This window comes from Streptomyces sp. NPDC050145, assembly GCF_044460245.1.
GTDB lineage: Bacteria > Actinomycetota > Actinomycetes > Streptomycetales > Streptomycetaceae > Streptomyces.
On sequence record NZ_JBITJS010000013.1, the window covers coordinates 62,137 to 87,338 of the forward strand.

The 25,202-nt window shown below is 71.4% G+C and carries 24 protein-coding genes; 9 read left to right on the plus strand and 15 right to left on the minus strand.

The genetic code is table 11. The features are described 5' to 3' along the window. Position 1 precedes the first annotated feature (1 nt). A complete protein-coding gene (gene galE / locus ACIBTU_RS25455) occupies positions 2 to 1,003 on the minus strand; it encodes a UDP-glucose 4-epimerase GalE (protein ID WP_399128731.1) in 1,002 nt (333 codons plus the stop codon). After that, entirely contained in the window at positions 1,003 to 2,067 is a 1,065-nt protein-coding gene (gene galT / locus ACIBTU_RS25460) for a galactose-1-phosphate uridylyltransferase (RefSeq protein WP_399128732.1), read from the minus strand. Before galT ends, galE begins: the two co-directional genes overlap by 1 nt. Positions 2,068 to 2,267: 200 nt before the next feature. Between galT and ACIBTU_RS25465 the strand changes: the two genes are divergently transcribed. Beyond that, positions 2,268 to 3,962: a sodium:solute symporter family protein gene (locus ACIBTU_RS25465; RefSeq protein WP_399128733.1), complete on the plus strand. Its 1,695-nt coding sequence runs from the start codon at positions 2,268 to 2,270 to the stop codon at positions 3,960 to 3,962. Between the two features lie 18 nt (positions 3,963 to 3,980). Continuing rightward, on the plus strand, positions 3,981 to 4,271 hold the full coding sequence (locus ACIBTU_RS25470) for a hypothetical protein (protein WP_399128734.1): 291 nt from the start codon (positions 3,981 to 3,983) through the stop codon (positions 4,269 to 4,271). A 165-nt stretch (positions 4,272 to 4,436) separates the two neighbouring features. Here the strand turns inward: ACIBTU_RS25470 and ACIBTU_RS25475 are convergent, their stop codons facing one another. From ACIBTU_RS25475 to rsmI, 11 genes are all read right to left on the minus strand, one after another. Beyond that, a complete protein-coding gene (locus ACIBTU_RS25475) occupies positions 4,437 to 5,159 on the minus strand; it encodes a LuxR C-terminal-related transcriptional regulator (protein WP_399128736.1) in 723 nt (240 codons plus the stop codon). Positions 5,160 to 5,426: 267 nt separating this feature from the next. Further along, positions 5,427 to 7,334: a PQQ-binding-like beta-propeller repeat protein gene (locus ACIBTU_RS25480; protein WP_399128737.1), complete on the minus strand. Its 1,908-nt coding sequence runs from the start codon at positions 7,332 to 7,334 to the stop codon at positions 5,427 to 5,429. A gap of 55 nt (positions 7,335 to 7,389) precedes the next feature. Next, positions 7,390 to 9,180: a PQQ-binding-like beta-propeller repeat protein gene (locus ACIBTU_RS25485; protein ID WP_399128738.1), complete on the minus strand. Its 1,791-nt coding sequence runs from the start codon at positions 9,178 to 9,180 to the stop codon at positions 7,390 to 7,392. 235 nt (positions 9,181 to 9,415) lie between these two features. Then, the gene (locus ACIBTU_RS25490) at positions 9,416 to 11,227 is read right to left on the minus strand and encodes an ABC-F family ATP-binding cassette domain-containing protein (protein ID WP_399128739.1); all 1,812 of its coding nucleotides are present in this window, start codon (positions 11,225 to 11,227) and stop codon (positions 9,416 to 9,418) included. Between the two features lie 174 nt (positions 11,228 to 11,401). Next, complete coding sequence (locus ACIBTU_RS25495; protein WP_399128740.1) at positions 11,402 to 11,653, minus strand: hypothetical protein; 252 nt, start codon at positions 11,651 to 11,653, stop codon at positions 11,402 to 11,404. 47 nt (positions 11,654 to 11,700) lie between these two features. Continuing rightward, positions 11,701 to 12,603: a 4-(cytidine 5'-diphospho)-2-C-methyl-D-erythritol kinase gene (locus tag ACIBTU_RS25500; RefSeq protein WP_399128741.1), complete on the minus strand. Its 903-nt coding sequence runs from the start codon at positions 12,601 to 12,603 to the stop codon at positions 11,701 to 11,703. Further along, positions 12,600 to 13,472: a 16S rRNA (adenine(1518)-N(6)/adenine(1519)-N(6))-dimethyltransferase RsmA gene (rsmA, locus tag ACIBTU_RS25505; RefSeq protein ID WP_399128742.1), complete on the minus strand. Its 873-nt coding sequence runs from the start codon at positions 13,470 to 13,472 to the stop codon at positions 12,600 to 12,602. Before rsmA ends, ACIBTU_RS25500 begins: the two co-directional genes overlap by 4 nt. 1,046 nt (positions 13,473 to 14,518) lie before the next feature. Then, positions 14,519 to 15,901: a ubiquitin-like domain-containing protein gene (locus ACIBTU_RS25510; protein ID WP_399128743.1), complete on the minus strand. Its 1,383-nt coding sequence runs from the start codon at positions 15,899 to 15,901 to the stop codon at positions 14,519 to 14,521. A gap of 141 nt (positions 15,902 to 16,042) precedes the next feature. After that, positions 16,043 to 16,921 (minus strand): TatD family hydrolase, encoded by an 879-nt coding sequence (locus ACIBTU_RS25515; protein WP_399128744.1) that lies wholly within the window; start codon positions 16,919 to 16,921, stop codon positions 16,043 to 16,045. Positions 16,922 to 16,979: 58 nt separating this feature from the next. Next, entirely contained in the window at positions 16,980 to 17,465 is a 486-nt protein-coding gene (locus tag ACIBTU_RS25520; protein WP_399128745.1) for a hypothetical protein, read from the minus strand. Between the two features lie 197 nt (positions 17,466 to 17,662). Further along, a complete protein-coding gene (rsmI, locus tag ACIBTU_RS25525) occupies positions 17,663 to 18,538 on the minus strand; it encodes a 16S rRNA (cytidine(1402)-2'-O)-methyltransferase (protein ID WP_399128746.1) in 876 nt (291 codons plus the stop codon). Between the two features lie 62 nt (positions 18,539 to 18,600). Between rsmI and ACIBTU_RS25530 the strand changes: the two genes are divergently transcribed. Then, positions 18,601 to 20,346, plus strand: coding sequence for a dolichyl-phosphate-mannose--protein mannosyltransferase (locus tag ACIBTU_RS25530; protein WP_399128747.1), 1,746 nt, complete (start codon positions 18,601 to 18,603; stop codon positions 20,344 to 20,346). A 180-nt stretch (positions 20,347 to 20,526) separates the two neighbouring features. After that, positions 20,527 to 21,159: a hypothetical protein gene (locus ACIBTU_RS25535; RefSeq protein WP_399128748.1), complete on the plus strand. Its 633-nt coding sequence runs from the start codon at positions 20,527 to 20,529 to the stop codon at positions 21,157 to 21,159. Between the two features lie 84 nt (positions 21,160 to 21,243). Here ACIBTU_RS25535 and ACIBTU_RS25540 read toward each other — a convergent pair whose 3' ends face one another. Further along, a complete protein-coding gene (locus ACIBTU_RS25540) occupies positions 21,244 to 21,894 on the minus strand; it encodes a YdcF family protein (protein ID WP_399128749.1) in 651 nt (216 codons plus the stop codon). Beyond that, on the minus strand, positions 21,891 to 22,679 hold the full coding sequence (locus ACIBTU_RS25545) for a GntR family transcriptional regulator (RefSeq protein ID WP_399128750.1): 789 nt from the start codon (positions 22,677 to 22,679) through the stop codon (positions 21,891 to 21,893). Before ACIBTU_RS25545 ends, ACIBTU_RS25540 begins: the two co-directional genes overlap by 4 nt. A 404-nt stretch (positions 22,680 to 23,083) precedes the next feature. Here ACIBTU_RS25545 and ACIBTU_RS25550 point away from each other — a divergent pair, with 404 nt between their 5' ends. From ACIBTU_RS25550 to ACIBTU_RS25570, 5 genes are read left to right on the plus strand one after another with little or no spacing between them, the layout of a single operon-like run. Continuing rightward, positions 23,084 to 23,347 carry a DUF6284 family protein gene (locus tag ACIBTU_RS25550; RefSeq protein WP_399128751.1) on the plus strand — a complete coding sequence of 88 codons (264 nt, stop codon included), beginning with the start codon at positions 23,084 to 23,086 and terminating at the stop codon, positions 23,345 to 23,347. Beyond that, positions 23,344 to 23,622 carry a hypothetical protein gene (locus ACIBTU_RS25555; protein WP_399128752.1) on the plus strand — a complete coding sequence of 93 codons (279 nt, stop codon included), beginning with the start codon at positions 23,344 to 23,346 and terminating at the stop codon, positions 23,620 to 23,622. Before ACIBTU_RS25550 ends, ACIBTU_RS25555 begins: the two co-directional genes overlap by 4 nt. Continuing rightward, complete coding sequence (locus ACIBTU_RS25560; protein ID WP_399128753.1) at positions 23,619 to 24,512, plus strand: DUF2637 domain-containing protein; 894 nt, start codon at positions 23,619 to 23,621, stop codon at positions 24,510 to 24,512. Before ACIBTU_RS25555 ends, ACIBTU_RS25560 begins: the two co-directional genes overlap by 4 nt. Next, positions 24,509 to 24,841 carry an RRQRL motif-containing zinc-binding protein gene (locus ACIBTU_RS25565; protein WP_399128754.1) on the plus strand — a complete coding sequence of 111 codons (333 nt, stop codon included), beginning with the start codon at positions 24,509 to 24,511 and terminating at the stop codon, positions 24,839 to 24,841. The genes ACIBTU_RS25560 and ACIBTU_RS25565 overlap by 4 nt, the downstream gene beginning before the upstream one ends. 2 nt (positions 24,842 to 24,843) lie before the next feature. After that, positions 24,844 to 25,155 (plus strand): hypothetical protein, encoded by a 312-nt coding sequence (locus tag ACIBTU_RS25570; RefSeq protein WP_399128755.1) that lies wholly within the window; start codon positions 24,844 to 24,846, stop codon positions 25,153 to 25,155. The last annotated feature ends 47 nt before the right edge of the window (positions 25,156 to 25,202 follow it).

Consider the following 25,202-nt stretch of genomic DNA (forward strand, 5'->3'; position numbering starts at 1 on the left):
CCTAGAGGCCCTGGCCTTCCTGGCGGGCCTGGGTGAACTCCCAGGCGTCGGCGACGATTCCCGCGAGGTCCGCGCGGGTCGGGTTCCAGCCGAGGCGTTCGCGCGCGGTCCGCGCGGAGGCGACGAGGACGGCCGGGTCGCCGCCGCGGCGCGGGGCGACGACCTCGGGGATCGGGTGCCCGGTGACCTGGCGGACGGTCTCGACGACCTCGCGGACGGAGAAGCCGTTGCCGTTGCCGAGGTTGCAGATGAGGTGTTCGCCGGGGCGGGCGGCGCCGACGGCGAGGAGGTGGGCCTCGGCGAGGTCGGCGACGTGGATGTAGTCGCGGACGCAGGTGCCGTCAGGAGTCGGGTAGTCGTCGCCGTAGATCGAGATGGCTTCGCGGCGGCCCTGGGCGACCTGGAGGACGAGGGGGATGAGGTGCGACTCGGGGTCGTGCCGCTCGCCGCAGTCGCCGTAGGCGCCCGCGACGTTGAAGTAGCGCAGGGAGACGGCGGCGAGCCCGTGGGCGTGCGCCTCGCCGCTGATCATGTGGTCGACGGCGAGCTTGGTGGCGCCGTAGGGGGAGGTGGGGGCGGTCGGGTCGGTCTCGGTGATGGGGGTGTTCACCGGCTCGCCGTAGGTCGCGGCGGTGGAGGAGAAGACGAGGGTGCGCACGCCGGCGCCGCGCATCGCGGCGAGCAGCTCCATGGTGCCGCCGACGTTGTTCGCCCAGTACTTCTCGGGCTTCGCGACGGACTCGCCGACCTGGGAGAACGCGGCGAAGTGCAGGACCGCGTCGTAGGAGGGGTCCAGCCACTTGGCGGCGTCGCGGATGTCGCCCTCGACGAACGTGGCGCCGGCGGGGACGCCCTCGCGGAAGCCGGTGGAGAGGTTGTCGAGGACGGTGACCTCGTGGCCGGCTTCCAGGAGGTGCTGCGCGACGACGCTGCCGACGTAGCCGGCTCCGCCCGTGACCAGGTACTTCTTGGGAGCGGACTTCTGGGGTTCGGTCTTGCCCATCACTTGCTCGCTACCTCTCGCAGTCGCTCTGCCGCGGCCTCCGGCGGCACGTCGTTGATGAACACACTCATGCCGGATTCGGAACCCGCGAGGAATTTCAGCTTGCCGGAAGTGCGGCGGACGGTGAAAAGCTCGAGGTGCAGCGCGAAGTCGTCCCGCGTGACGCCGTCGAACTCCTCCAGCGTGCCGAACGGGGCCTGGTGCCAGGCGGCGATGTACGGCGTCGGCGGTTCACCCTCGCCGAAGATCCGGTCGAAGCGCTTCAACAGTTCCAGATAGACCTGGGGGAACTCTGTGCGTGCCGCGTCGTGGAGCGCGAGCAGGTCGGGGACCCGGCGCTTGGGGTAGAGGTGCACCTCGTAGGGCCAGTGCGCGGCGTAGGGCACGAAGGCCACCCAGTGCTCGCCCTCCAGGACGATCCGCGTGCCGTCGGCCCGCTCCCGGTCGACGACGTCGGCGAAGAGGTTGCGGCCGCCGGTCTGCTCCTTGTGCTCGGCGAGCGAGCGGAGCATGAGCGCGGTGCGCGGGGTGGTGAAGGGGTAGGCGTAGATCTGGCCGTGCGGGTGGCCGAGGGTGACGCCGATCTCGGCGCCGCGGTTCTCGAAGCAGAAGACCTGTTCGACGGAGTCGAGGTGGGAGAGCTCCGCTGTGCGGTCGGTCCAGGCGTCGAGGACGAGCCCGGCCTGTTCCTCGGTGAGGTCGGCGAAGGACGTGTCATGGTCCGAGGTGAAGCAGACGACCTCGCAGCGGCCGGAGTCGCCGGCGAGGGAGGGGAAGCGGTTCTCGAAGACCACGACGTCGTAGGAGGAGTCGGGGATCTCGGAGAGCCGCTCACCCTCGGAGGGGCACAGGGGGCATTCATCGGCCGGCGGGTGGTAGGTGCGGGCCTGGCGGTGCGAGGCGATGGCGACACGGTCGCCGAGCAGCGGGTCGCGGCGGATCTCGGAGGTCGTGACGGTGCGCTCCAGGGGGCGCCGGTCGACCGCGTCCCGTACGACGTCGTCGCGGACGTCGTAGTAGATGAGCTCGCGCCCGTCGGCGAGCCGGGTCGACGTCTTCTTCACGGCCGATACTCCTCACCACACCAACTCAACAGAATCAAACATAACAAACCATGAGCCGGAGAGTGCGTCAAGGGTAACGACGGGTGACGGCTGGTCACGGTCCCCACCAAGGGCGCACAGTAAGCGCTATCAATCACAATCCAACAAAGAACATCACCAGAACTGTTCACTTCTTTCGGGTGCGGACGTACGTTCCGCTCATGCATGCCCCCACACCAACAGCCACCACGACCCTGGCCGCAGGGCTCCGGCTGCCCACCAACGGCCTCGACTACGCGATCCTCGCGATCTACTTCGTCGTCGTCCTGGGCATCGGCTTCGCCGCCCGCCGCTCCGTGAAGACGAGCCTCGACTTCTTCCTCTCGGGGCGCTCCCTGCCCGCCTGGGTCACCGGCCTCGCCTTCGTCGCCGCCAACCTGGGCGCGACCGAGATCCTCGGCATGGCCGCGACCGGCGCGCAGTACGGCGTCGCCGTCGTCCACTGGTACTGGATCGGCGCGATCCCGGCCATGGTCTTCCTGGGCCTCGTGATGATGCCCTTCTACTACCGCTCGAAGGTCCGCTCGGTCCCGGAGTTCCTGCTCCAGCGCTTCGACAGGTCGGCCCACCTGCTCAGCTCGGTCCTGTTCGCCTTCGCGGCGATACTCATCGCGGGCGTGAACCTCTACGCCCTGTCGATCGTCGTCGAGGCGCTCCTCGGCTGGCCGCAGTGGGTGGCCATCGTGGTCGCGGGTCTGTTCGTGCTCGCGTACATCACGATCGGCGGCCTCTCCTCGGCCATCTACAACGAGGTCCTCCAGTTCTTCGTGATCCTGGCGGCCCTCATCCCGATCTGCGTCATCGGCCTCAAGCGCGTCGGCGGCTGGGGCGGCATGACGGACTCCCTGAAGGCGCAGCACGGCGACAACTTCCTGTCCGCCTGGGGCGGCACCGGCATCGGCGACCCGAACCCGCTCGGCGCCAACTGGCTGACGATCATCCTCGGTCTCGGCTTCGTCCTCTCCTTCGGCTACTGGACGACGAACTTCGCCGAGGTGCAGCGCGCCCTGTCCGCGAAGAACCTCTCCGCCGCCCAGCGCACCCCGCTGATCGCCGCGTTCCCGAAGATGTTCATCGTCTTCCTCGTGATGATCCCCGGCCTGATCGCCGCGGTCCTGGTCCCCAAGATCGGCGCGGCCGGCTCGGACCTCACCTACAACGACGCGATCCCGTACCTGATGCAGGAGCTGCTGCCCAACGGCGTCCTCGGCATCGCGGTCACCGGTCTGCTCGCCGCGTTCATGGCCGGCATGGCGGCCAACGTGTCGTCCTTCAACACCGTGTTCACCTACGACATCTGGGCCAAGTACATGAAGCCCGGAAAGCCCGACGCCCACTACCTGAAGTTCGGCCGGCTCATCACCGCGGTCGGCGTCCTCGCCTCGATCGGCACCGCGTTCATCGCCTCGTCGTTCTCGAACATCATGGGCTACCTCCAGACGCTCTTCTCCTTCTTCAACGTCCCGATGTTCGTCGTCTTCATCATCGGCATGTTCTGGAAGCGCGCCTCCATGAAGTCCGGCGTCTGGGGCCTGCTCGCGGGCACCACGGCCGCGATGGTCAACTACTTCTGGATCTACAAGCAGGGCGTCATCGACATCCCCACCGACCAGGGCGCCAACTTCGTGTCCGCGATCGTCGGCTTCGTCGCCGGCGCGGTCGTCATGGTCCTGGTCACGCTCTTCACCGCGCCCAAGCCCGAGGCGGAGCTCGCGGGACTCGTCTACGGCACGACCGCGCCCGGCCTGGAGGAGCCGCCCGCCGAGGGCGACGACGCCTGGTACCGCAAGCCGGCCCTGCTCGGCTGGGGCGCCATCGTCCTCGCCGCGCTCTGCTACCTCCCCTACTCCCTCTGATCGGAGGCTCGACCCCCCATGTCCGAACTCCAGAACGAAGTCTCCGAGTTGGAGCGCAAGTCGGCGACCGCGGCCCGGCTCTTCGACATCCGGCGCATCATCGGCGGCCTGTTCGCCCTCTACGGCGTGATCGTCACCATCGCCGGGATCACCGCGTCCGACGCCGACCTGAAGAAGGCCGAGGGCATCAACATCAACCTGTGGACCGGCCTGGGCATGCTCGCGCTCGGCCTGTTCTTCCTGGTCTGGCTGAAGCTGCGCCCGACGGCTCCGCCCACCCCGGACGAGACGGACTCCCCCGCCGCGTAGGGAACACGACGAAGCCCCGCCCCGCGTGAGCGGGACGGGGCTTCGTGAAGTGGAGCGCCGGGCAGGCCTTGCACCTGCATCTCCCCACAGGAAGTGGGGCGTCTTTCCTTGGACCACCAACGCACTGCCGGGCTTCGCTAGTTGCGGCGACCGGCGCAAGATCGACTATAGCCCAGGAGCGGGGTCGGAGGGAAGCTCCGTCACCGCCTCACGCGGCGCGGGCACCGGACCCGCCCGGTCGAGCAGCCCCGTGCGGGCCGCGAGCGCCGCCGCCTCCAGGCGCGAGCCGACACCCAACTTCATCAGCACCCGCTGCACATGGGTGCGCGCGGTGCTCGGCGCGATGCCCATCCCGGCCGCGATCAGCCGCGTGTCCTCACCCTCGGCGACCCGCACCAGGACCTCCACCTCGCGCGGCGTGAGGAGTTGGAGCAGCCGCTGCCCCTCGTCGTCGGGCTGCGCCGCCGGGTTGAGCAGCTCCCCGAACGCGCCCTGCAACAGCGCCGGAGCGACCGCCGCCTCCCCCGACCGCGCCTTCATCAGCGCCCGCTCGACCCCTTCGATCCGCTCGTCGTGGCGTACGTAGCCGGAGGCGCCGGCCGCGAACGCCGCGGCGATGCCGCGCGGCGAGGGCACCGGGCCGAGGACCACCACGGCGACCTGCGGGCGTTCCCGCTTGATCCGCACGATCGGGTCGAAGATGCCGGGCTCGGCCGGGGTTCCGGTGCCGTACAGACAGACCTCGGGCGCGCGGGAGACGACCAGGTCGGCGGCGCCCGCCGCGGGCGCGGCCGCGGCCAGGACCCGGTGCCCCCGCAGCTTCAGGGCCGAGGCCAGCGCCTCGGCGAGCAGACGGTGGTCGTCGACCACCATGAGCCGCACACCCATCGAGCCAACCCCCCAGTTCGCCCCGCGCTCCGCGTCGGTCGCACGGGCCCCCCACGGACGACCGAGCCCCCCGACTCCCCGCCCGTCTTCATCTCCCGGAAGCTACACGCTTGTTCGACGTCGCGCGCCCCCTACCGGCGAGAAGCGGCCCGGAATGCTGAAATCCCGTTCTTTCAGGGACGATGCGCGCACTCGGGCGGACTCGGGCGCAAAAAGCGGCGGCCCCGCCCCCGGGTGGGGAGCGGGGCCGCCGGCCCTGGAGCGGGGTCAGCCGTTGGCGACGAAGCCGACGGCCGTGTACTGCTTCTCGTCCGCGGAGTAGGGCTTGCTGATCAGGCCCTTGCCGAAGTACAGGCGTCCGTTGGAGTAGAGCAGCTCGCTGCTGGTGCTGCCCGGGACCATGGCGCTGATCGCGTTCTTGACCGGCTCCGTGTTCGGGGCGACCAGGAGCGTCGTCTGCTTCATGGCCTTGGGCTCGATCGTGACGACCTCGCTGCCCTTGTCGTACGGGCCGCGCTTGAACGCCAGGATGTTGCCGCCGTCCATGCGCATCGGGAAGATCTCGTACTCGCCGCCGTCGGCCCGGTCGGCCGTCGTCTTGCCGGTCTTCAGGTCGTACGACACGATCTCGTTGGTCTGACCGATGTCGCCGCCCGCGTCGTGCTGCCGGGTGGAGAGGTAGACGCGGCCGTTGCCGACGACGATCTTCTTGCAGCCGTCGATCTTGCCGACCTCGCAGTCGAAGTCGTACTTCTCGTCGTCGATGGCGATCTTCGTGATGAGCTTGCCGTTCGCGTCCATCGAGAAGATGTCGGAGACGGTGCCCGCCGAGTTGTCACCCGCGCCGACGCCGATGACGACCGGGTCGGTGGAGAGGATCTTGGCGTTGTCGACGCCGGTGGCGAGCTTGTACGACCACTTCGGCTGGCCGGACTTCGGGTCCAGGAGCTGGACCTCGTACTTCTCGTTGTCGAAGTCGCCGCACTTGCGGACCGCGACGAGCTGGGCGCCGCCCGCGTAGCCGACGTCCTCGCAGCTGCCCTGCTGCGGCTTCCACAGCGGCTTGCCGGTCTTCACGTCGAACGCGGCGCCGCCGCGCAGGCCGCCGCCGGCCGCCAGGGTGTCGCCGACGAAGGAGAGCTCCTCGAACGGGACGGCCTGCTCGCCCGAGCCGATGCTCGTCGTCCAGACCTTCTCACCGGTGTTGACGTTGAACAGCGTCACCTGGGAGCAGGTCTTGTGCATGCCGTCCTTGGGACGCTTGGCGTCCTCGGCGACGACCGCGGCGAGCGCGTCCTTGGTGACGGTCGGGGTGAACCCGCAGGTCTGGCCGGACAGCGGCAGCGTCCACTGCTCCTTGCCGTTCGCCGGGTCGTAGCCGACGATCTCGTTCACGCCCGCCTTGGCGTACGTCTTGTCGGTGAGCCAGGAGCCCATGACGCTGTCGACGTTGTCCTTGGCGACCTTCGGCGCGGGCAGCTGGAAGGCGATCTGGGCCGAGGTGTTGCCCGGGACCTTCTCCTCGCCGGCGCCGCCGAAGCCGCCGCCGCCACCGCCCTTGCCGCTCGTGCCCTCGCCGCCCTTCTCACCGCCGGCGGTCGTGTCGCTCTTGCCGTCGTCGGACGAACCGGCGTAGATGATGCCGCCGCCGACGATCAGGGCGATGACCACGACGGCCGCCGTGACGATCCAGACGACCGGCGAGACGGACTTGCCGCCGCCGTTGCCGCCGCCGTTGACCGGCGCCATCGGCGCGGTGGCCGGCTGCGGGTAGCCGTACTGCTGCTGGCCCGGCTGGGGCTGGCCGTACGGCTGCTGCCCGTACTGCTGCTGGCCGTACTGCTCCTGGCCGTACGCCGGGGTCGGCGGCTGCTGCTGGGCCGGGTAGCCGTAGCCCGGGGCGCCCTGCGGCGGGGCGGCCGGCGGGGGCGGGGTCTGCGGGGCGCCCTGCGGCGCCTGCGGGTAGCCGTAGCCGGGACCGCCCTGCGGCGGGGGCGGCGTCGGGGCGCCGAAACCGCCGGCCGGGGGCGGCGTGGGCGCGCCGAAACCGCCCGCGGGCGGGGTGGGGGGCGCGGCCGGTGCGGCCGGTGCGTCCTGGGGCTCGGGGTTCTTGCCGAGCGGCACCTGCGGCGGCTGCTGGGGATCGTTCGGAGGCTGGGGCGGCGGCTGCGTCATGGCGTGGGTACCTCGGGATGCCTTACGTGAGGGGACGGTTCAGGAGTGCGCGACGTCAGTCGCCGTAGGCCAGCATGAGCTTCTGCTGGCCCTTGGCGCTGCCGGACAGGTTGGTGGCGGAGAGGAAGAAGCGGCCGTCGGCGTACGCGACGTCCTTCGAGTAGAAGCCGCTCTCGATCGCGGCCGTGCCCGCCGGGTTCTGCAGCAGCGTCTTCGGCGTGTGCGAACCGTTGACCGGGATCGACAGGACGCGGCCCGCGTCACCGCCGTAGGACGCCTCCATGTACGTGACCACGGCGCCGTTGTCCACGGTGACGGGCAGCAGCGACTGGTCCTCCGGCGACTTCACGCGCCAGCGCTCCTTGCCGCTGGTCAGGCTGATCGCCACGACCTCGTTGGCACCGCCCGCCTTGCCCTGCGTGGGCATGTAGAGGGTGCTCGCGTCCGTGACGGCGCCGGCGCAGCCGTTCAGGTCGCGGTTGAGGAAGGAGAACGAGTTGCCGCACTTGGTGTCGAGACCGTCGACGCCGACCTCGGCCTGCACGCTCGCGCTGTTCTCCTTGAAGGAGGCGATGTTGTACTTCTTGTCGTCGTCGTTGGTGCTGTAGACGACGAGCGGGCTGACCGAGTAGACGTTCGCGATCTGCCAGTCCTTGGGGAACTTCTTCGTCCACAGGGCCTTGCCGGTCTGCGGGTTCAGCTGGCGCAGCTCCTCGTGGGCCTTGTCGCCGCCGGCGCCGCAGGAGGCCACCGTGAGCAGCTTCTTGCTGTTGCCGGTGTAGGCCTTGGGGAAGCAGTCGTCGCCGTACTGCTCGACGGCGAACTTCCGCTTGCCGTCCTTGGCGCTCAGGGCGAGGCCGGACATCTGGCGGCCGACCATGAGGGTGTCGCCCGCGTAGTTCAGGCCGATCTCGGAGCCGGTGCCGTCGAAGAAGTCGTCGTCGTTCTCCCGCTCGGGGATCTTCGCCGCCCAGCCCTTCGCGCCGGTGGCCAGGTCGATCTCCTGCACCTGGTTGCACTTGGCGCGCGAGGACGTGCCGCTCTTGTACGCGACGACGATCTTGCCCGCGTCGGAGGGCGTCTTGGTGACCGCGCAGATCTTCTGCGGGAAGGAGACGGCGGGCCAGCTGATCTTGCCGTCGTCGACGTTGTAGGCCAGGACCTCCTTGTACGCGGCCTTGACCGCGACCTTGTCGGTGATCCACATGCCGGGGGCGTCGGCGCCGTCGCCGGGCACCTTGGGCGCCGTCTTGTACCAGAGGACCTTGGCCTCGCCGTCCTGGCGGCCCTCGTTGAGGTCCTCGTCGCCGGAGTGCCCGTCGCCCTGGCCGTCGCCCGGGTTGACCGGGGCGGAGGCGGAGGCCTTGGGGTCCTTACCCTTGGCCGAGGGCTCCTTCTTGTTGTCCGTGGTGTCGTCGTCACCGCCGACGACGGCGAACACGACGCCGCCCGCGACGACCACGAGGGCCAGCGCGGCCGCCGCGATCACCCAGGTCTTGCCCTTGATGCCGCCGCCGTTCGGCGGGACGGGGGCGCCGGGCTGCTGCTGGGGCGGGTAGCCGTACTGGGGCTGCTGGCCGTAGGGGCCGGGCTGCTGCGCGTACGGGCCGGGCTGCTGCGGCGGCTGGCCGTACGGGCCCGGCTGCTGGGGCGGGGCGCCGTACGGGCCGGGCTGCTGCTGCTGGGGGTAACCGTAACCGGGCTGAGGCTGCTGCGGGTAGCCGTAACCGGGCTGCGCCGGCGGGGGCGTCTGCGGCGGACCCGTGGGCGGGGGCGGCGTCTGCCCCTGCGGATCCTGCGGTGCTCCGAAGCCGCCGGCGGGCGGCTGGTTGGGCGGCTGAGTCATCAGCGCTCCCCCCGTTTCTGCTGATGTACTGGCACGCCTGGCTGGTTTCCCCGGACGTTCTCAGGTCGGTCGCGGGGTGCCCTCGGGCCCCCCTCAGCCGCCCTTTCTATCACTCGGGGCGCCCCGCACAGGGGCCGGTCGCTCGCCTGTTCCCAAGGGAGCACCGGCCCGTGATGTGTCCGTTACGCGGCTTCGCCCGTTCTTCCCGGACCTTCAGAAAATCTGCCGATCGTCTTCACGCGTCCTCGGCGAGTTCCAGCCAGCGCATCTCCAACTCGTCCCGCTCGCCGGACAGGGCGCGCAGCTCCGCGTCCAGCTCGGCGACCTTCGCGAAGTCCGTCGCGTTCTCGGCGATCCTCGCGTGCAGCTTGGTCTCCTTCTCGGAGATCTTGTCCAGCTGCCGTTCGATCTTCTGGAGCTCCTTCTTCGCGGCGCGGGCGTCGGCCGCGGAGGGGGCCTTGCCGGCCGGGTCCTGGGCCGGGGCGGGCGCGGGCGTCGGGGTGGCGGCCTCGATCATCCGCCGGCGGCGCTCCAGGTACTCGTCGATGCCGCGCGGCAGCATCCGCAGGGCGCCGTCGCCGAGCAGCGCGAACGTGTTGTCCGTGGTGCGCTCGACGAAGAACCGGTCGTGGGAGATCACGATCATCGAGCCGGGCCAGCCGTCGAGGAGGTCCTCCAGCTGCGTGAGGGTCTCGATGTCCAGGTCGTTCGTCGGCTCGTCGAGGAACAGGACGTTCGGCTCGTCCATCAGCAGGCGCAGCAGCTGGAGCCGGCGGCGCTCACCACCGGACAGGTCGCCGACGGGCGTCCACTGCTTCTCCTTCGAGAAGCCGAACTGCTCGCACAGCTGGCCGGCCGTCATCTCGCGGCCCTTGCCCAGGTCCACGCGGTCGCGGATCTGCTGCACGGCCTCCAGGACGCGGAGCGTGGGGGGCAGCTCGGTCACGTCCTGGGACAGGTAGGCGAGCCGTACGGTCTTGCCGACGATGACCTTTCCGGCGGCCGGCTGGGTCTCGCCGCCGGTCGTGGCGGCGTCCGCGAGGGCGCGCAGCAGGGAGGTCTTGCCCGCGCCGTTCACCCCGACCAGGCCGACGCGGTCGCCGGGGCCGAGCTGCCAGGTCAGGTGCTTGAGCAGGGTCTTCGGGCCGGCCTGCACGGTGACGTCCTCGAGGTCGAAGACGGTCTTGCCGAGCCGGGCGTTCGCGAACTTCATCAGTTCGCTCTTGTCGCGGGGCTCGGGCACGTCCGCGATCAGCTCGTTGGCCGCCTCGACGCGGAAGCGGGGCTTGGAGGTACGGGCCGGGGCGCCGCGGCGCAGCCAGGCCAGCTCCTTGCGGACCAGGTTCTGCCGCTTGGCCTCCTCGGTCGCGGCGATCCGCTCGCGCTCGGCGCGGGCGAACACGTAGTCCGAGTAGCCGCCCTCGTACTCGTAGACGTCACCGCGCTGCACGTCCCACATGCGGGTGCAGACCTGGTCCAGGAACCAGCGGTCGTGGGTGACGCAGACGAGGGCGGAGCGGCGGGCCCGCAGATGCTCGGCCAGCCAGGAGATGCCCTCGACGTCGAGGTGGTTGGTCGGCTCGTCGAGGACGATCAGGTCCTGCTCGGCGATGAGGAGCTTGGCGAGCGCGATACGGCGGCGCTCGCCGCCGGAGAGCGGGCCGATGACCGTGTCCAGGCCCTGCGGGAAGCCGGGCAGGTCCAGGCCGCCGAACAGGCCGGTCAGCACGTCGCGGATCTTGGCGCTGCCCGCCCACTCGTGGTCGGCGAGGTCGCCGATCACCTCGTGGCGGACGGTCGCCTTCGGGTCCAGCGAGTCGTGCTGGGTCAGCACGCCGAGGTGGAGGCCGCCGCTGTGCGTGACGCGGCCGGTGTCGGCCTCCTCCAGCTTGGCGAGCATCCGGATCAGGGTGGTCTTGCCGTCGCCGTTCCGCCCCACGACGCCGATCCGGTCGCCTTCCTGCACGCCGAGGGAGACGCCGTCGAGGAGGGCACGGGTGCCGTAGACCTTCGTGACGTTCTCGACGTTGACCAGATTGACTGCCATTGCGCTCCGCTCCTTGGGCCGACCATCCAGCGTAGTCGGGGTCGGGGGTGCGTTTTCGCCGTGGGCGGTGCGGGCTGTCTCACGGCTGCGGCCGGTGGGGCTTCTCGCGCAGTTCCCCGCGCCCCTGAAATGCAGACCCTTCGGGTCGCATTTCCCCGATGAGGCGCAGCCTCATCAGGGGCGCGGGGCTGTGTCGATCTGCGGCTCCGCCGCGGGGCGCGACCAGCCACGACGGACCCGCACTCGCCGACGTACCAACGGAGTGATCTCGCGGGGGCGGACCAGGCGGCCCGGGCCGCCGAGGTTCGGCGGCGGGAGCGGGTGGCCGCGCAGGACCATCGTCGTGTGCAGGCCGACCAGGGCCACCGCGCCGAGGGGGACGACAGCGCGGCGGAGACGTCGGCGGCGGGGACGGGTTCGCGTCATGCCGGTAGCGTCCCGCGCCGGCGATCACCCCGGCAGGGGTGACGTACTCAACTGGAGATGAGTACGGCGCCCTGCGCCGGGGAGCAGGCCGGCCGGGCCGCGCGGCACGTGCCGGACGCGACGAGCGCCGCGGCGATCTCCGACGCCGCCGCCTCGTCCGCCGCGAGGAACGCCGTGGTCGGCCCCGACCCGGAGACCAGCGCGGCCAGAGCTCCGGCCCCGCGCCCCGCGTCGAGCGTGGACTTCAGGCTCGGGAAGAGGGACAGCGCGGCGGGCTGCAGGTCGTTGGTGACGGAGGCGGCGAGCGCCGCGACGTCACCGGTACGCAGCGCCTCCAGGAGCGCGGGCGACGCGACGGGTTCGGGCGCGTCCGGGCTGAGCCGGTCGAACTCCCCGTACACGGCCGGCGTCGAGAGCCCGCCGTCCGCGACGGCGAACACCCACCAGAACGCCCCGCCCACGTCGAGCGGTTCGAGCCGCTCACCGCGTCCCGTGCCGAGCGCCGCCCCGCCCACGAGGCTGAACGGCACGTCGCTGCCCAGCTCGGCGCAGATGTCGAGGAGTTCGGCGCGGGAGGCGTTCGTGCCCCAGAGGGCGTCGCAGGCGAGCAGGGCGCCCGCCGCGTCGGCGGAGCCGCCCGCCATGCCGCCCGCGACGGGGATGTCCTTGGCGATGTGGATGTGGATCGCGGGGTCGGGCAGACCGTGCCGCTCGGCGAGCGCGAACGCGGCGCGGGCGGCCAGGTTCGTACGGTCCAGCGGGACCTGGTCGGAGCCCGGGCCCGTGCAGGTCAGGGAGAAGGCGTCCGCCTCGGTGACCGTGACCTCGTCGTAGAGGCCGACGGCCAGGAAGACGTTGGCGAGGTCGTGGAAGCCGTCGGGGCGGGCGGGGCCCACCGCGAGCTGGACGTTGACCTTGGCGGGGACGCGGACGGTCACCGAGGTGGTCACTGCGCGGCCCCCTTGGCCTCCGCGATCCGGGCGAACTCCTCGACGGTGAGCGCCTCGCCCCGGGCCTGCGGCGAGACCCCGGCGGCGACGAGCGCGGCCTCGGCGGCGGCCGCGGACCCGGCCCAGCCGGAGAGCGCGGCGCGCAGCGTCTTGCGGCGCTGGGCGAACGCGGCGTCGACGACCGCGAAGACCTCTTCCCTCGTCGCCGTGGTCGCGACGGGCTCGGTGCGCCGGACCAGGGAGACGAGGCCGCTGTCCACGTTGGGCGCGGGCCAGAACACGTTGCGGCCGATGGAGCCGGCGCGCTTGACCTCCGCGTACCAGTTGGCCTTCACGGAGGGGACGCCGTAGACGCGGTTGCCGGGCTTGGCGGCCAGGCGGTCGGCGACCTCGGCCTGGACCATGACGAGGGTGCGCTCGATGCTCGGGAACGCGGCGAGCATGTGGAGCAGGACCGGTACCGCGACGTTGTACGGGAGGTTCGCGACCAGCGCGGTCGGGGGCGGGCCGGGGAGCGCGGTGACCTGCATCGCGTCCATGTTGACCAGGTCGAAGACGTCCTTCTTGGCCGGGAGGCGGGCCGCGACGGTCGCGGGCAGCGCGGCGGCGAGGACGTCGTCGATCTCCACGGCCGTGACGTGGCGGGCGGTCTCCAGGAGCGCGAGGGTGAGCGAGCCCAGGCCGGGGCCGACCTCGACCACGACGTCGTCCTCGGTGACCTCCGCGGTGCGGACGATGCGGCGGACCGTGTTGGCGTCGATCACGAAGTTCTGACCGCGCTGCTTGGTGGGCCGGACGCCGAGGACCGCCGCCAGCTCGCGGATGTCTGCGGCGCCGAAAAGGGGGCCTTGAGGCTCAGTGCTGCTCACCGTTCAAGGGTAGCCGCGCCTGACCTCCGTCCCGCCCGCCCTCACGCCCGCTGCCGCCCGGCCCCGCCCGCGCCCCCACTCCGGCCCCACCCGGGATCACGCCCGGACCCGCCCGCGCCCGCACTTCGGCCCCACCCGGGATCACGCCCGGACCCGCCCGCGCCCGCACTTCGGCCCCACCCGGGATCACGCCCGGACCCGCCCGCGCCCGCACTTCGGCCCTTGGCCTGCCCCCTGCTCCCACCCGCCCGCCCCCTCCGGGGGCGTCGGCCCGGCGCCCAGCAGACTGCCCCCGGGGCCGCACGAAGTGTGCCTTCAGGGACGCGGGGCTGTACCCGATCAGCGACTCCGTCGCGGGGGCGCGACCGGCGGTCCCCGGGAACGCACGAAGTGCACCTTCAGAGGGCGCGGGGCCGTACCCGATCAGCGACTCCGACTCAGGGCACGACCGGCATGCCCCTGGGGGCGCACGAAGTGTGCCCTTCAGGGGCGCGGGGAACTGCGCGAGCAACCACGACGGCGCAGCAGTCGGCGACGAGCGTCAGCCCCTACGGCGGCGGCCCCGCAGCCGAGGCCGGCCCCATCACGCACCCCGGCGGCAGACTGCCCGAATCCAGAACGACGTGCCCGAGGCCGGGCGCCGGGCCGAACGCCCCCGGAGGGGGCGGGTGGGTGGGAGCGGGGCCGAGGCCATCGGCGCCCGGTGATGCAGGGGCCATGAGGCCCAGGAGGCCGAAGCCATGGGAGCCCGTGGGGCCGGCGCGGGAGGCGCCGGGGTGGAGGAGCGCGGGCGGTCGTGGGGCCGGGGGCCCGGGGGGCCCGGAGGCCCGGGGGGCCCGGAGGCCCGGGGGGCCCGGAGGCCCGGGGGGCCCGGGGGGCCCGGAGGCCCGGAGGCCCGGAGGCCCGGAGGCCCGGAGGCCCGGAGGCCCGGAGGCCCGGAGGCCCGGAGGCCCGGGGCGAGCATCACCCCGGGCTGGGCCCCGCCCCGTAAGCGCGGGGCATGGGCGGCAGGTGTCACCCCCGGAGGGCTGGGCCCGGGCCCAGGGTCAGAGGCGGGCTCCGCAGTGGGGCCAGGGGGTGGCGCCACGGCGGGCGTAGAGCTTCTTCGCCCGGTAGGTCTGCTCGGAGGCGGACGCGTCCTGGGGCCGGCCCGAGCCGCCGAGGCTCTGCCAGGTACGGGTGTCGAACTGGTAGAGGCCGCCGTACGTGCCGCTGGGGTCGGTCGCGCCGGGTCGGCCCCCGGACTCGCACTGGGCCAGCGCCCCCCAGTTCAGCCCGGAGCCGGACCCGGACCCCGTCTCCTCCGCGGGCCGCGGCTTCGTGCCGACCCGGACCAGTTGGGCCCGCGGCGCCCGGACCAGCTCGTCGGCGACCCGGCGCGGTTTCTGCCGCACCCCGTTGACGGTGCGCAGCGCGTACGTGACCCGGCGCAGCCCGGTCTCGCCGGCCCGGGTGACGACCTCCGTGCCCTCGAAGAGGCTGTCGTCGCGGCTGCGCTCGGTCTCGTAGGGGACGGGCTCCTCGCGGACCTCCTTGTGGCCGGTGACCCGCATCACCGTGATCGTCTGTCCGTCGCGCGGGAAGCTGTCGCGGGCGACGGACAGGGTGTCCTGGCCGCGCAGGGTGATCCCGGCCTCGTCGACGGCCTCGCCGACGGTCGCCGCGTTGGTGCGCAGGGTGCGGCGCTGCCCGTCGGCCATGATCGTGACGCCGCGTTCGGTGCGGACGGCGAGTTCGAGGCCGTGCCGTCCGATGGTCTGGGAGCGGGACGTGGAGACGTAGGCACCCTCGGCCCGCACGCCGAGCTGGCTGAGCGCCCCGGAGACGGTGCGGGCGGTCGTCCACACCTCGCGGCGCTGTCCGTCGAGGGTGAGCCGCACGGGCCGCCCGTAGCGGACGGCGACCTCGTCCCCGTCGGCGAGCGCGGCGCCCGGGGCGGGGGCGACGAGGTCGTGGTCGCCGACGTCGACGCCCTCGTCGGCGAGCAGCTCGGTGACGTCGTCGGCGAAGGTGTGCAGGGTGCGTTCCTGGCCGTCGATGCTGAGGTGGACGCCCTTGTCGTTGGCGACGAACGCGGAGGTGCCGCCGGCGAGGAACGCGACGACCAGGGCCTGGGGGACCAGTCGGCGCAGGGTGTCGGGGCGCGGGTCTCTCTTCTTGCGGCGGGCGGCGCGGCGGGTGCCCTGGGTCTTCTGGCGGGGCAGGGCCGTCTCGGTGCGAGCGGTGGCGGTCGCGTAGGCCTGGGCCTCGGCGCCTTCGGACCACGGCGCGTCGAGCGCGACGACGGTCGGCTCGTACCCCCGGGAGCCGTGAGCATCCCCGGAACCGACGGAACCGACGGAACCGACGGAACCGTACGGATCCTCGTACGTCTCGTACGGCTCGTACGTCTCGTACGGCTCGTACGTCTCGTACGGCGCTTTGCTCACGACGACGCTCCAGGCGCTCCAGGGGTCCGCCCCCGGGGCGGGGGCGGGTCGGGCGAGCAGAACCTAGCGGAGCGGTCGTCACTCTCCAAAGCGACGCGACTACGTGGTGTCGCGATCACCGGCGCGGGGCCGGTCCCGGTTTCAGTAGTCGAAGGCGCGGGCCGTGTTGGCGGAGACCGAGGTCGCGAGGGCTTCCTCGGTGACGCCCTTGACGGCCGCCATGGCGCGCAGCGTGACCGGAATCAGGTACGGGGCGTTAGGCCGACCGCGGTACGGCGCCGGGGTCAGGAACGGGGCGTCGGTCTCCACCAGGATCAGGTCCGTGGGGGCGACTTCGAGGGCGTCGCGCAGCGGCTGGGCGTTCTTGAACGTGACGTTGCCCGCGAAGGACATGAAGTAGCCGTGCTCGGCGCAGATCCGCGCCATGTCGGCGTCGCCGGAGTAGCAGTGGAAGACGGTGCGCTCGGGGGCGCCCTCCTCCTTCAGGACCCGCAGCACGTCCTCGTGGGCCTCGCGGTCGTGGATGACCAGGGCCTTGCCGTGCCGCTTGGCGATCTCGATGTGGGCGCGGAAGGACTTCTCCTGGGCCGCCTTGCCCTCGGGGCCCGTGCGGAAGTAGTCGAGGCCGGTCTCGCCGACGCCCTTGACCTGCGGCAGCGCGGCGAGCCGGTCGATCTCGGCGAGCGCCGCGTCGAGCCCGGCGTCACCGAGCGGCTCGCGCGCACCCTGCCGGGACCAGCCGTCGGGGTCGCCGTGCACGATGCGCGGCGCCTCGTTCGGGTGCAGGGCCACGGTCGCGTGGACCGCGGCGTGCGCGGCGGCGGTGTCGGCGGCCCACTGCGAGCCCTTGAGGTCGCAGCCCACCTGCACGACGGTCGTCACGCCCACCGCCGCCGCCTTGGCGAGGGCCTCCTCGACCGTGCCCGCCTGCATGTCCAGGTGGGTGTGCGAGTCGGCGACCGGCACGTCCAGCGGCGCGGGCGGCGGGGGCGGGGTGGCGTCCTTGGCGTTGGGGCTCATGCCCCGATCCTACGAACCGGCCCTCCGGTCCGACGAACCGATTCCGGTCCTACGAGCGCTACGAGCCGGGCTCGTCCGTCTCGGTCGCGTCCTTCTTGTGGTGGTGGCTGAAGGGGTGGAGCAGGGCCGACAGGTGCCAGTGGTGTTCGTGGGGCTTCCGGGCCTCCGCGGCCGCCGGTTCGGGCGCCTCGACCGGCCCGGCGGGCGGCGTGCGGTGCTGCGGGTTCTTCGGGTTCTGCATGATGTCGAGGACGGAGGAGACCCGGCCGGCCCGCATGATCCGTACGACGTGCCCGCCGCAGTTCCGGCAGGTGGGGCGGGTGAGCGGCGAGGGAACGCGCTCGCCGTCCGCCACGTACATCACGAACTCCGCCCCGTCCCCGGCGACGTGGTGCTCGATCTCGTAGGACTGCTCCCACCCGTGCCCGCAGCGCATGCAGGCGAAGGAGTACGACTCGTGGGCGACGGCGGTCGCCGCGCTGCGATCGGGGATCGGGGGCGTCTCGGCACCGGTGGTCGTCCTGGAGACTGCGAACTCGCTCATGCCAGCTCCTCTTGTCCGCTGGACAAGCGCTGCCCTCGGGCAGCGTGGGGACGGGTGCGTCCCCTTCGACCAGTGGACGCCTCCGGCGGACCGGGCGCAAAGGACCTGTCGACTGTTGGAGCCGTTTTGGCTCTTCCCTGCCGAAAGGGCGCCGTACCCGGTCTTCGCTTTGCTTTTCAGGTTAGTCCTTTACGCGCTTATGGGGCGGTTCGATCCGCATTCTTTGCCGCGACGACGGCATCGAAGACCTCCCGCTTGGGCAAGCCCGCCTCGGCGGCGACGGCGGCGATGGCCTCCTTGCGCCGCTCCCCCGCCTCCTCCCGCACCTGGACCCTGCGCACCAGCTCAGCGGGGGTGATGTCGTCCCCGGACTTCTCCGGGGCGCCCTCCACGACGACGGTGATCTCGCCGCGGACGCCCTCGGCGGCCCACGCGGCGAGCTCCTTGAGCGGGCCCCGCTTGATCTCCTCGTAGGTCTTGGTCAGCTCGCGGCACACGGCGGCCCGGCGGTCGGCGCCGAACGCCTCGGCCATCGCCGCGAGGGTGTCGTCGAGGCGGTGCGGCGCCTCGAAGTAGACGAGGGTGCGGCGCTCGTCGGCGACCTCCTTGAGCCGGCCCATCCGTTCGCCCGCCTTGCGCGGCAGGAACCCCTCGAAGCAGAACCGGTCGACGGGCAGCCCGGACAGCGCGAGCGCGGTGAGCACGGCGGAGGGGCCCGGTACGGCGGTGACGCGGATGTCGCGCTCGACGGCGGCGGCCACCAGGCGGTACCCGGGGTCCGACACGGACGGCATCCCGGCGTCGGTGACGAGCAGCACCCGCGCCCCGCCCGCCAGCGCCTCCACGAGCTCGGGGGTCCGGGCCGACTCGTTGCCCTCGAAGTACGACACGACGCGCCCGCCGACGGTCACTCCGAGCGCCTGCGCGAGCCGCTTCATGCGCCGCGTGTCCTCGGCCGCGACCACGTCGGCGACGGCCAGCTCCTGCGCGAGCCGCGGCGGCGCGTCCGAAATGGCCCCGATCGGGGTCCCTGCGAGTACCAGCGTTCCGGTCGAATCTGCGGTTCCTGTCACTGTTCCAGTCTCGCAGGGGTCACAGACACGATTCGCACAGTCGGGTTCCCTACGATGGCGCGGTGACCCATACCGCGTCGTCGTCCCACCCGACCGAGACCCCGTCGCGCGCCGCTGCCCGGCAGGACCCCGCCGAGGCGGAGCGGCCGTCGTCGTGGCTGCGCGGTCTGCGCCGGTTCGGGTACGTGGGGCAAGGCGGCGGGGGCGGTGTCCGGGAGCGGCTCGTGCCCTCGTTCCCCGTGCCGACCTCGCGCCGGTGGCCGACGGGCGGGCTCGGCCGGTTCTCCGGCTGGGTCGGGCCGCTGCTGGTCACGCTGCTCGCGGGCCTGGTGCGCTTCTGGCACCTGGGCAGCCCGAAGGCGGTGATATTCGACGAGACGTACTACGCGAAGGACGCCTGGGCGATCATCCACCGCGGCTACGAGGTCAACTGGGCCAAGAACGCCAACGACCTGATCCTCCAGCGCGGCGGCGACATCCCGATCCCGCACGACGCCTCGTACGTCGTGCATCCGCCGGTCGGCAAGTACGTGATCGGGATCGGCGAGTGGCTGTTCGGGTTCACCCCCTTCGGCTGGCGGTTCATGACGGCGGTGCTCGGCACGCTGTGCGTGCTGATGGTGTGCCGGATCGGGCGGCGGATCTTCCGCTCGACGTTCCTGGGCTGTCTCGCCGGTCTGCTGCTCGCGGTGGACGGGCTCGCGTTCGTGATGAGCCGGACCGCGCTGCTCGACTCGGTGCTCGTGTTCTTCGTGCTCGCGGCGTTCGGCTGCCTGGTCGTGGACCGGGACCGCAGCCGGGAGCGGCTGGCGGCGGCGCTGCCGGTGGACGACAACGGCCTGGTGCGGCCCGACGCGCACATCGCGGAGACGTTCCGGTTCGGGTGGCGGCCGTGGCGGCTGCTCGCGGGCCTGTGCCTGGGCCTGGCGGCGGCGACGAAGTGGAACGGGTTCGTCTACGTCGCCGCGTTCGCCCTGATGACGGTGCTGTGGGACGTGGGCGCGCGCCGGGTGGCCGGGGCGCGGCACCCCTGGATGGCGACCTACCAGTGGGACGTGGGCTGGGCGTTCCTGTCCACGGTGCCGGTGGCGATCGGCACGTACGTGCTGTCCTGGCTGGGCTGGATCCTGTCGCCGGACGACGGCACGGGCGGCTATCTGCGGAACTGGGCGGTGACCGCGGGCAAGGGCGGCCACTTCACGTGGCTGCCGGACTGGGTGCGCAGCCTGTGGCACTACGAGCACGAGGTCTGGGAGTTCAACACCCATCTGACCTCGGCGCACACGTACCAGTCGAACCCGTGGAGCTGGATCGTCGACGGCCGTCCGGTCTCCTACTTCTACGAGTCTCCGTCGCCCGGCGCCGACGGCTGCCCGGCGGACGCGGCCGACAAGTGCGCCCGCGAGGTCCTCGCGCTCGGCACCCCGCTGCTGTGGTGGGCGGCGGCCGTCGCGCTGCTGTTCGTGCTGTGGCGCTGGTTCTTCCGGCGTGACTGGCGCGCGGGCGCGATCGTGTGCGGGATCGCGGCCGGCTATCTGCCCTGGTTCCAGTACCAGGAGCGGACGATCTTCTACTTCTACGCAGTCGTCTTCGCGCCGTTCCTGTGTCTGGCGGTGGCGATGATGCTGGGCGCGATCATCGGGAGACCGGGCTCGTCGGACCGGCGCCGGATGGCCGGGGCGGCGGGCGCGGGCGTCCTGGTCCTGCTGATCGTGTGGAACTTCATCTACTTCTGGCCGATCTACACGGGCACGGCGATCCCGATCGACTCGTGGCGGTCGCGGATGTGGCTCGACACGTGGGTCTAGCTGGGCAAACGAACATGAGGGGCACGGCTTCGGCCGTGCCCCTCACGTCGTTGTTGGTCGTTGTTGGTCGACTTGGGCCGCCGTCGGACGGCCCAGCGACGGCCCGGCCCGGACGCTCATCAAGTCAACAATGGGCCGCTTCCGGACGTTGTCCGTGTACTTCACCCCTCGTGCCGGCAGGTGGGCAGACTGGCCAACGAACACGCCACACCTCGTGCATTGTCTGCCGCTGAAGTGGGGGAACTTGTGATCGTTCGGCTCTACCTGGATAAGGACGACGAGCTGGCTCAGCACCTCGCGCGCAAGCTGAATTCGCCACTCGATTGGCCAGGTACTGGCGGGTTGGACACAGAGCACGTGGCGAAGATCGCGGCTGCGGCGGCGTGCGACGTCTCCCACGACCAAGCGGCTAACGGCCACCTGGTCGACCTGTTCGCTTCGCTGCCCCTGCCTGGCACCACAGAGGGACGAGAGTTCTGGCGGTCGCTCGGGGAAGCGGGAGGCGAAGCCGCCTGGAACATCGTCCCAGCCAACGCCGGCGGCCCGTTCTTCGACTACCTGCTCGATGGCAACGAAACGGGTATTGCTGGGCGCGTGCTCAGCTTCTTCGAAGACCTCAGCGACGACCAGCACAACGCCGTCGCCGACGTGATCGGGAACGCCCTGGACCTCATGGGCGGTGCCAGGTACCTCGGCAAGTTGTGGCTGCGTGACGCCGAAACCACCGCCTGGCACGTACTGCTCGCCAACCGCCGGAGGCACGATACGACTGAAGATCGTGAGCGCTTCCTTCAGGCATGGCGAGACGCCTAGTTGATCATGTGCACGTGAGGCGCGGTACACAGAGGCCCCGTCAGGTACCTGACGGGGCCTCTGTGTATTCGGGAGCTGCTGTTCTCATTCCGCCATGAGGCGCGTCGTGAATCCACCGTCACGCAGCCGCTCGTAGGCCGCATTGACATACTCCGGAACGTCTTGGGCGACGGTGAATCCGCGCTTCGGGTAGAGGACCAGACGCTGCTGGGCACCGACGAGCATGTCTAGGACCAAGCGGGCGTCCCCGATGGAGTCGACGTACTCCTCCAGTTCCATGTTCGTAGAGGCACTCACGACGTCGACCGCCGGCCACAACTTGCGGGCGGTCGCATACGCTCGCCGCTCCTCGTACGGCTTGCTCACGAGCAGGATGGACGAGACACCTACGCCCCGCGCTTCGAGCAACGCCTGCGAGAAGCGGATGTTGTCGCCCGTGTTCCGGGCGTTCGGCTCGACGAGGATCGCCGGCTCCGGCACGCCCAGTTCCAGTGCCCGCTCCCGGTAGTGCTCCGCCTCCCCTCTGGGCATCCGCCCCTCGGTGGTTCGGCTCGTGGCGCCGGTGAAGACGATCAGGGGAAACATCCCACGCCGGTAGAGGTCGACCGTGGCATCCGCGACACCGAGATCGTGGCTGCCGAGCCCGATGCCCACCGAGCAGGGGCGCGGGGCATGTCCCATCTGCTGAAAGTCCCAGAGCGTATGGGCATCGGCCCAGTTCTGTGCGGAGATCACTTGTTCTCCCCAGCCGCCGAGTCAGGCACCTTGAAGTCGTACGCCCAGGCGAAGCGCGTCGCCGCGTGGACGCCGATCGCGAACTCCACCACTGTGCCGTCCGCCGTGAACGTGGTGCGGTGGAGCTCCACCACCCACTCCCCGGGCAGGAGCTTGAGCTGCTCCGCCTCCTCCGGCTTGGCCGAGCGGGCGAACAGCTCCTCCCGCATGTGATCGATCTCGTATCCGGCGTCGTACAGCACCCTGAAACCGCCGCCACGGCCAGCGGGGCCGGGCGCCGGGTCGACAATCCGTGTCCCCTCTACGTGCTCGGGTCGGTAGTAGCTGGTCAGGGTGTGCGTCGGCTGGTCGCCTTCCTTCACCAGACGGGCCCGCGCGTACACCTCGGCCCCGTCGGGCAACCCGTGCGCCGCAGCGACGGCCGGAGGCGCCATGACACGCTCGACAGTCTGCGTCTGCTCGCCGCGCTTGTACGCCCGACCGGATGCGACCCGGTCCGCAATGAATGCGACCTCGTCGCCGTCGCGCCACTTCGCCTTGTCGTACCGAGCGATACCGAGTCGCTTGAGTGGAGCCTGCTCGCGCACGACGGTGCCGTGCCCCCGGGATGAGGTCACCAGCCCCTCAGCCTCAAGCGCTTTGTAGGCCGCGTGGACGGTCGTCTTAGACCCCTCGCCCGCTTCGACCAGTTCACGGATCTGGGGGAGCTGCTGCCCCGGAGCGTAGGCCCCGGTCCGGATCTGCTCGGCCAGCTTGTCCGCCAGTTCCCGCCACTTCGGTGCCACGCGAACTCCTCTCGACTGGAGTCCAGTCAAACACAGTCCCAGGACTGTTGACAGTCCCGGGACTGTGCGCCATGGTCTTCTCAAGCGCCTCGCAGTCCCAGGACAGCGAACGCGGGAGGGCCTTCTTTGTGCTGCTCCCGGCGCCCGGAGGGCCCGTGAAACGGCTCGATGGAAGCGACTGCTGGTTGAGAACTGAACAGGTGGGCCCCGTCTCCCCGAGTCGAAAAGACGGATCGCGCGGCTACGGCTGGCGCGGACAGCCCCGGCCCGGTCGATCCCGGGCCTACGCCTCGAATGCAGGCCGGGGCACGCACCACGAACCACCACTTCAACGGCGTGAGCCCCCGGTGCTCGAACACCGGGGGCTCTTTCGGGCCGTACCTACTGCTAGGGAGTCACGACCCATGAACCACATCGTCACTGTTCAGGACGCTGTTACCGCGTTCGCCGACTTCATGGAGCCCACGGACGCGGAGCTGGACGCCATCGAGCGCGAGATGCCCGTCATCCGCGCGGAGATGGAGCTGCTCGACGCGCAGGTCGTCGTCATCGACCGGACCCCGACCGAGCTGGACGAGCGCCGCATCCGCCGCGCCCGCCGGCGCGTGCTCGCCGCCCACCGCGACCAGCTCAACGGCACCACCGTGCAGACGGGCGGTGCCGCATGAACACCATCCCCGCCTCAAAGCGCTGGACCGCCAACGGTCTGCACGTCATGAGCTGGCTGACGCTGGCCCTGGCCGGCTCGCTGGTCCTGCGGCACGACCCGCTCTGGTGGCTGGCCCTCATCGTGAGCGGCCTGTTCGCCTGCTCCGGCGCCGCCCTCGAAATGGAGCCGGTGCAGGACGAGGCGGACGACGAGGGCGACGCGGAGGACGCGGAGTTCGAGTCGTTCGTGTGGGAGCACGGTGACTTGCGCGATGGGCGGGAGGGTGAGCGATGAACCTTCACCGCAAGGGCCGCGCCGCCCTCGTGCTTGCTCTGGTGGTCGTGGTCGTGATGGCGTTCCGGGTGTCCTGGAACGCGCTGCGCGACATCGCCGGTGCCGTGGGCGCCGACGACACGGCCGCGATGCTCTACCCGTTCGTGGTCGACGGGCTCATGGCGCTCGCGCTGATCGCCACGCTCGTGCTCGCGGGGAAGGACCGGACGTTCGCGTTACGGGTGCTGGGCACCTACACGCTCGCCTCGCTGGTCCTGAACTACGTGCACGGGCTGGTGCCAGAGCTGCACGGCCGGTCGGTCGACTGGGGTCGGCTGGCCGACTGGGACCCGGCCAACTGGGCGCTCGTGCTGCTCGCCACGTCGCTGCCCGTCGGGTCGATCTACTTCGGCTCCGATTTGGTGGCCAAGGTGCTGCACCACCGCCCCGCCCCAATCGACACCCCGCCCGAGAATGCGGAGGAATTGCCCCATACCGAGAGTAATCGGTCTACGGCTGACCTGCCGGTATCGACCCCGGCGCCGATCACGCCGAACGTGAAGGCGCTGCCCCGACCGGTGCCCGTCGGCTTCCTGAAGTCGACCCTCCCGCTCAAGCCCATCGCGTCGATCGAGCCGGCGCCGGTCGCGTCGATCGAGCGCCGGGCGGTGGCCGCCGAATCGACCCGACCGGCCCGCGCGACCGGCCGCGTTCCGGAGGTCGCTCGATCGCCCCGGCCGAAGCGCACGCCGGACGAGCTGCTCGACGAGGCCCGCGCGGCGACGGCCAATTGGCCGGACGAGAAGCTGACGGCTGAGGGCATCCGCCGCGAGGTCCGCACGTCGCCGGCCAAGGCCCGCACGCTGCGCGAAACCCTGCGCTCCGAGCGCGGTCTGGCGGTGGCGTCATGACCACCGTGCCCGTCTACCGGTGGCGTCTGGCCCCTGAGGGCTTGGCCACGCGCCGGCAGCTCCGTGCGCTCGGGCTGCGGCCCGGGGGCCAGGAGGTGGCCGCCCAGATGGAGCGTCCCCGGCGCCGTCGCGGCCCGCTGGTCGCCTACCTCTACCGGGTCGAGCTGGCCAAGCCGGTGCGGCCGATGACGTCGCGGAAGTGGGGTGCGCTCGCGCTGGCGATGCTGGCCCGCCGCACCTGCCCCGTCTGCTCGGTCACGTACGACTACTGCCTGCCGACGTCGCTCGGCATGTGCCTGACCTGCAACGACTCCCAGGGGAGGGACTGACCATGGCAAGGCCGAACACCCGCAAGATCGACCACAAGATCTCCGACGCACGTGACCGGCTCGCTGCGGTGCAGAACCGGGAGCTGACCCCGCTGACCGGGCGCGAGAAGCGCAAGGCCCTCTCCGCCATGGCGGCCGGGAGTACGCAGGTCGTGCGGGGCCGCAGCACGAGCCGCGCCGACCGCCGCATCGACCGCGTCTGGGACGAGGCCGCCGACCGGATCCTGACCGAGATCGCGGAGTTGGAGTCCGAGCGCCGCAGCATCGTCCGCGAGGCCGGCGACAAGAAGTCCGCGCGTATCGCCTGGTGGTGACCGCCCGGCCCCCACGGGCCGTGCGAGCACCGCCCTCGGGGTGGCCG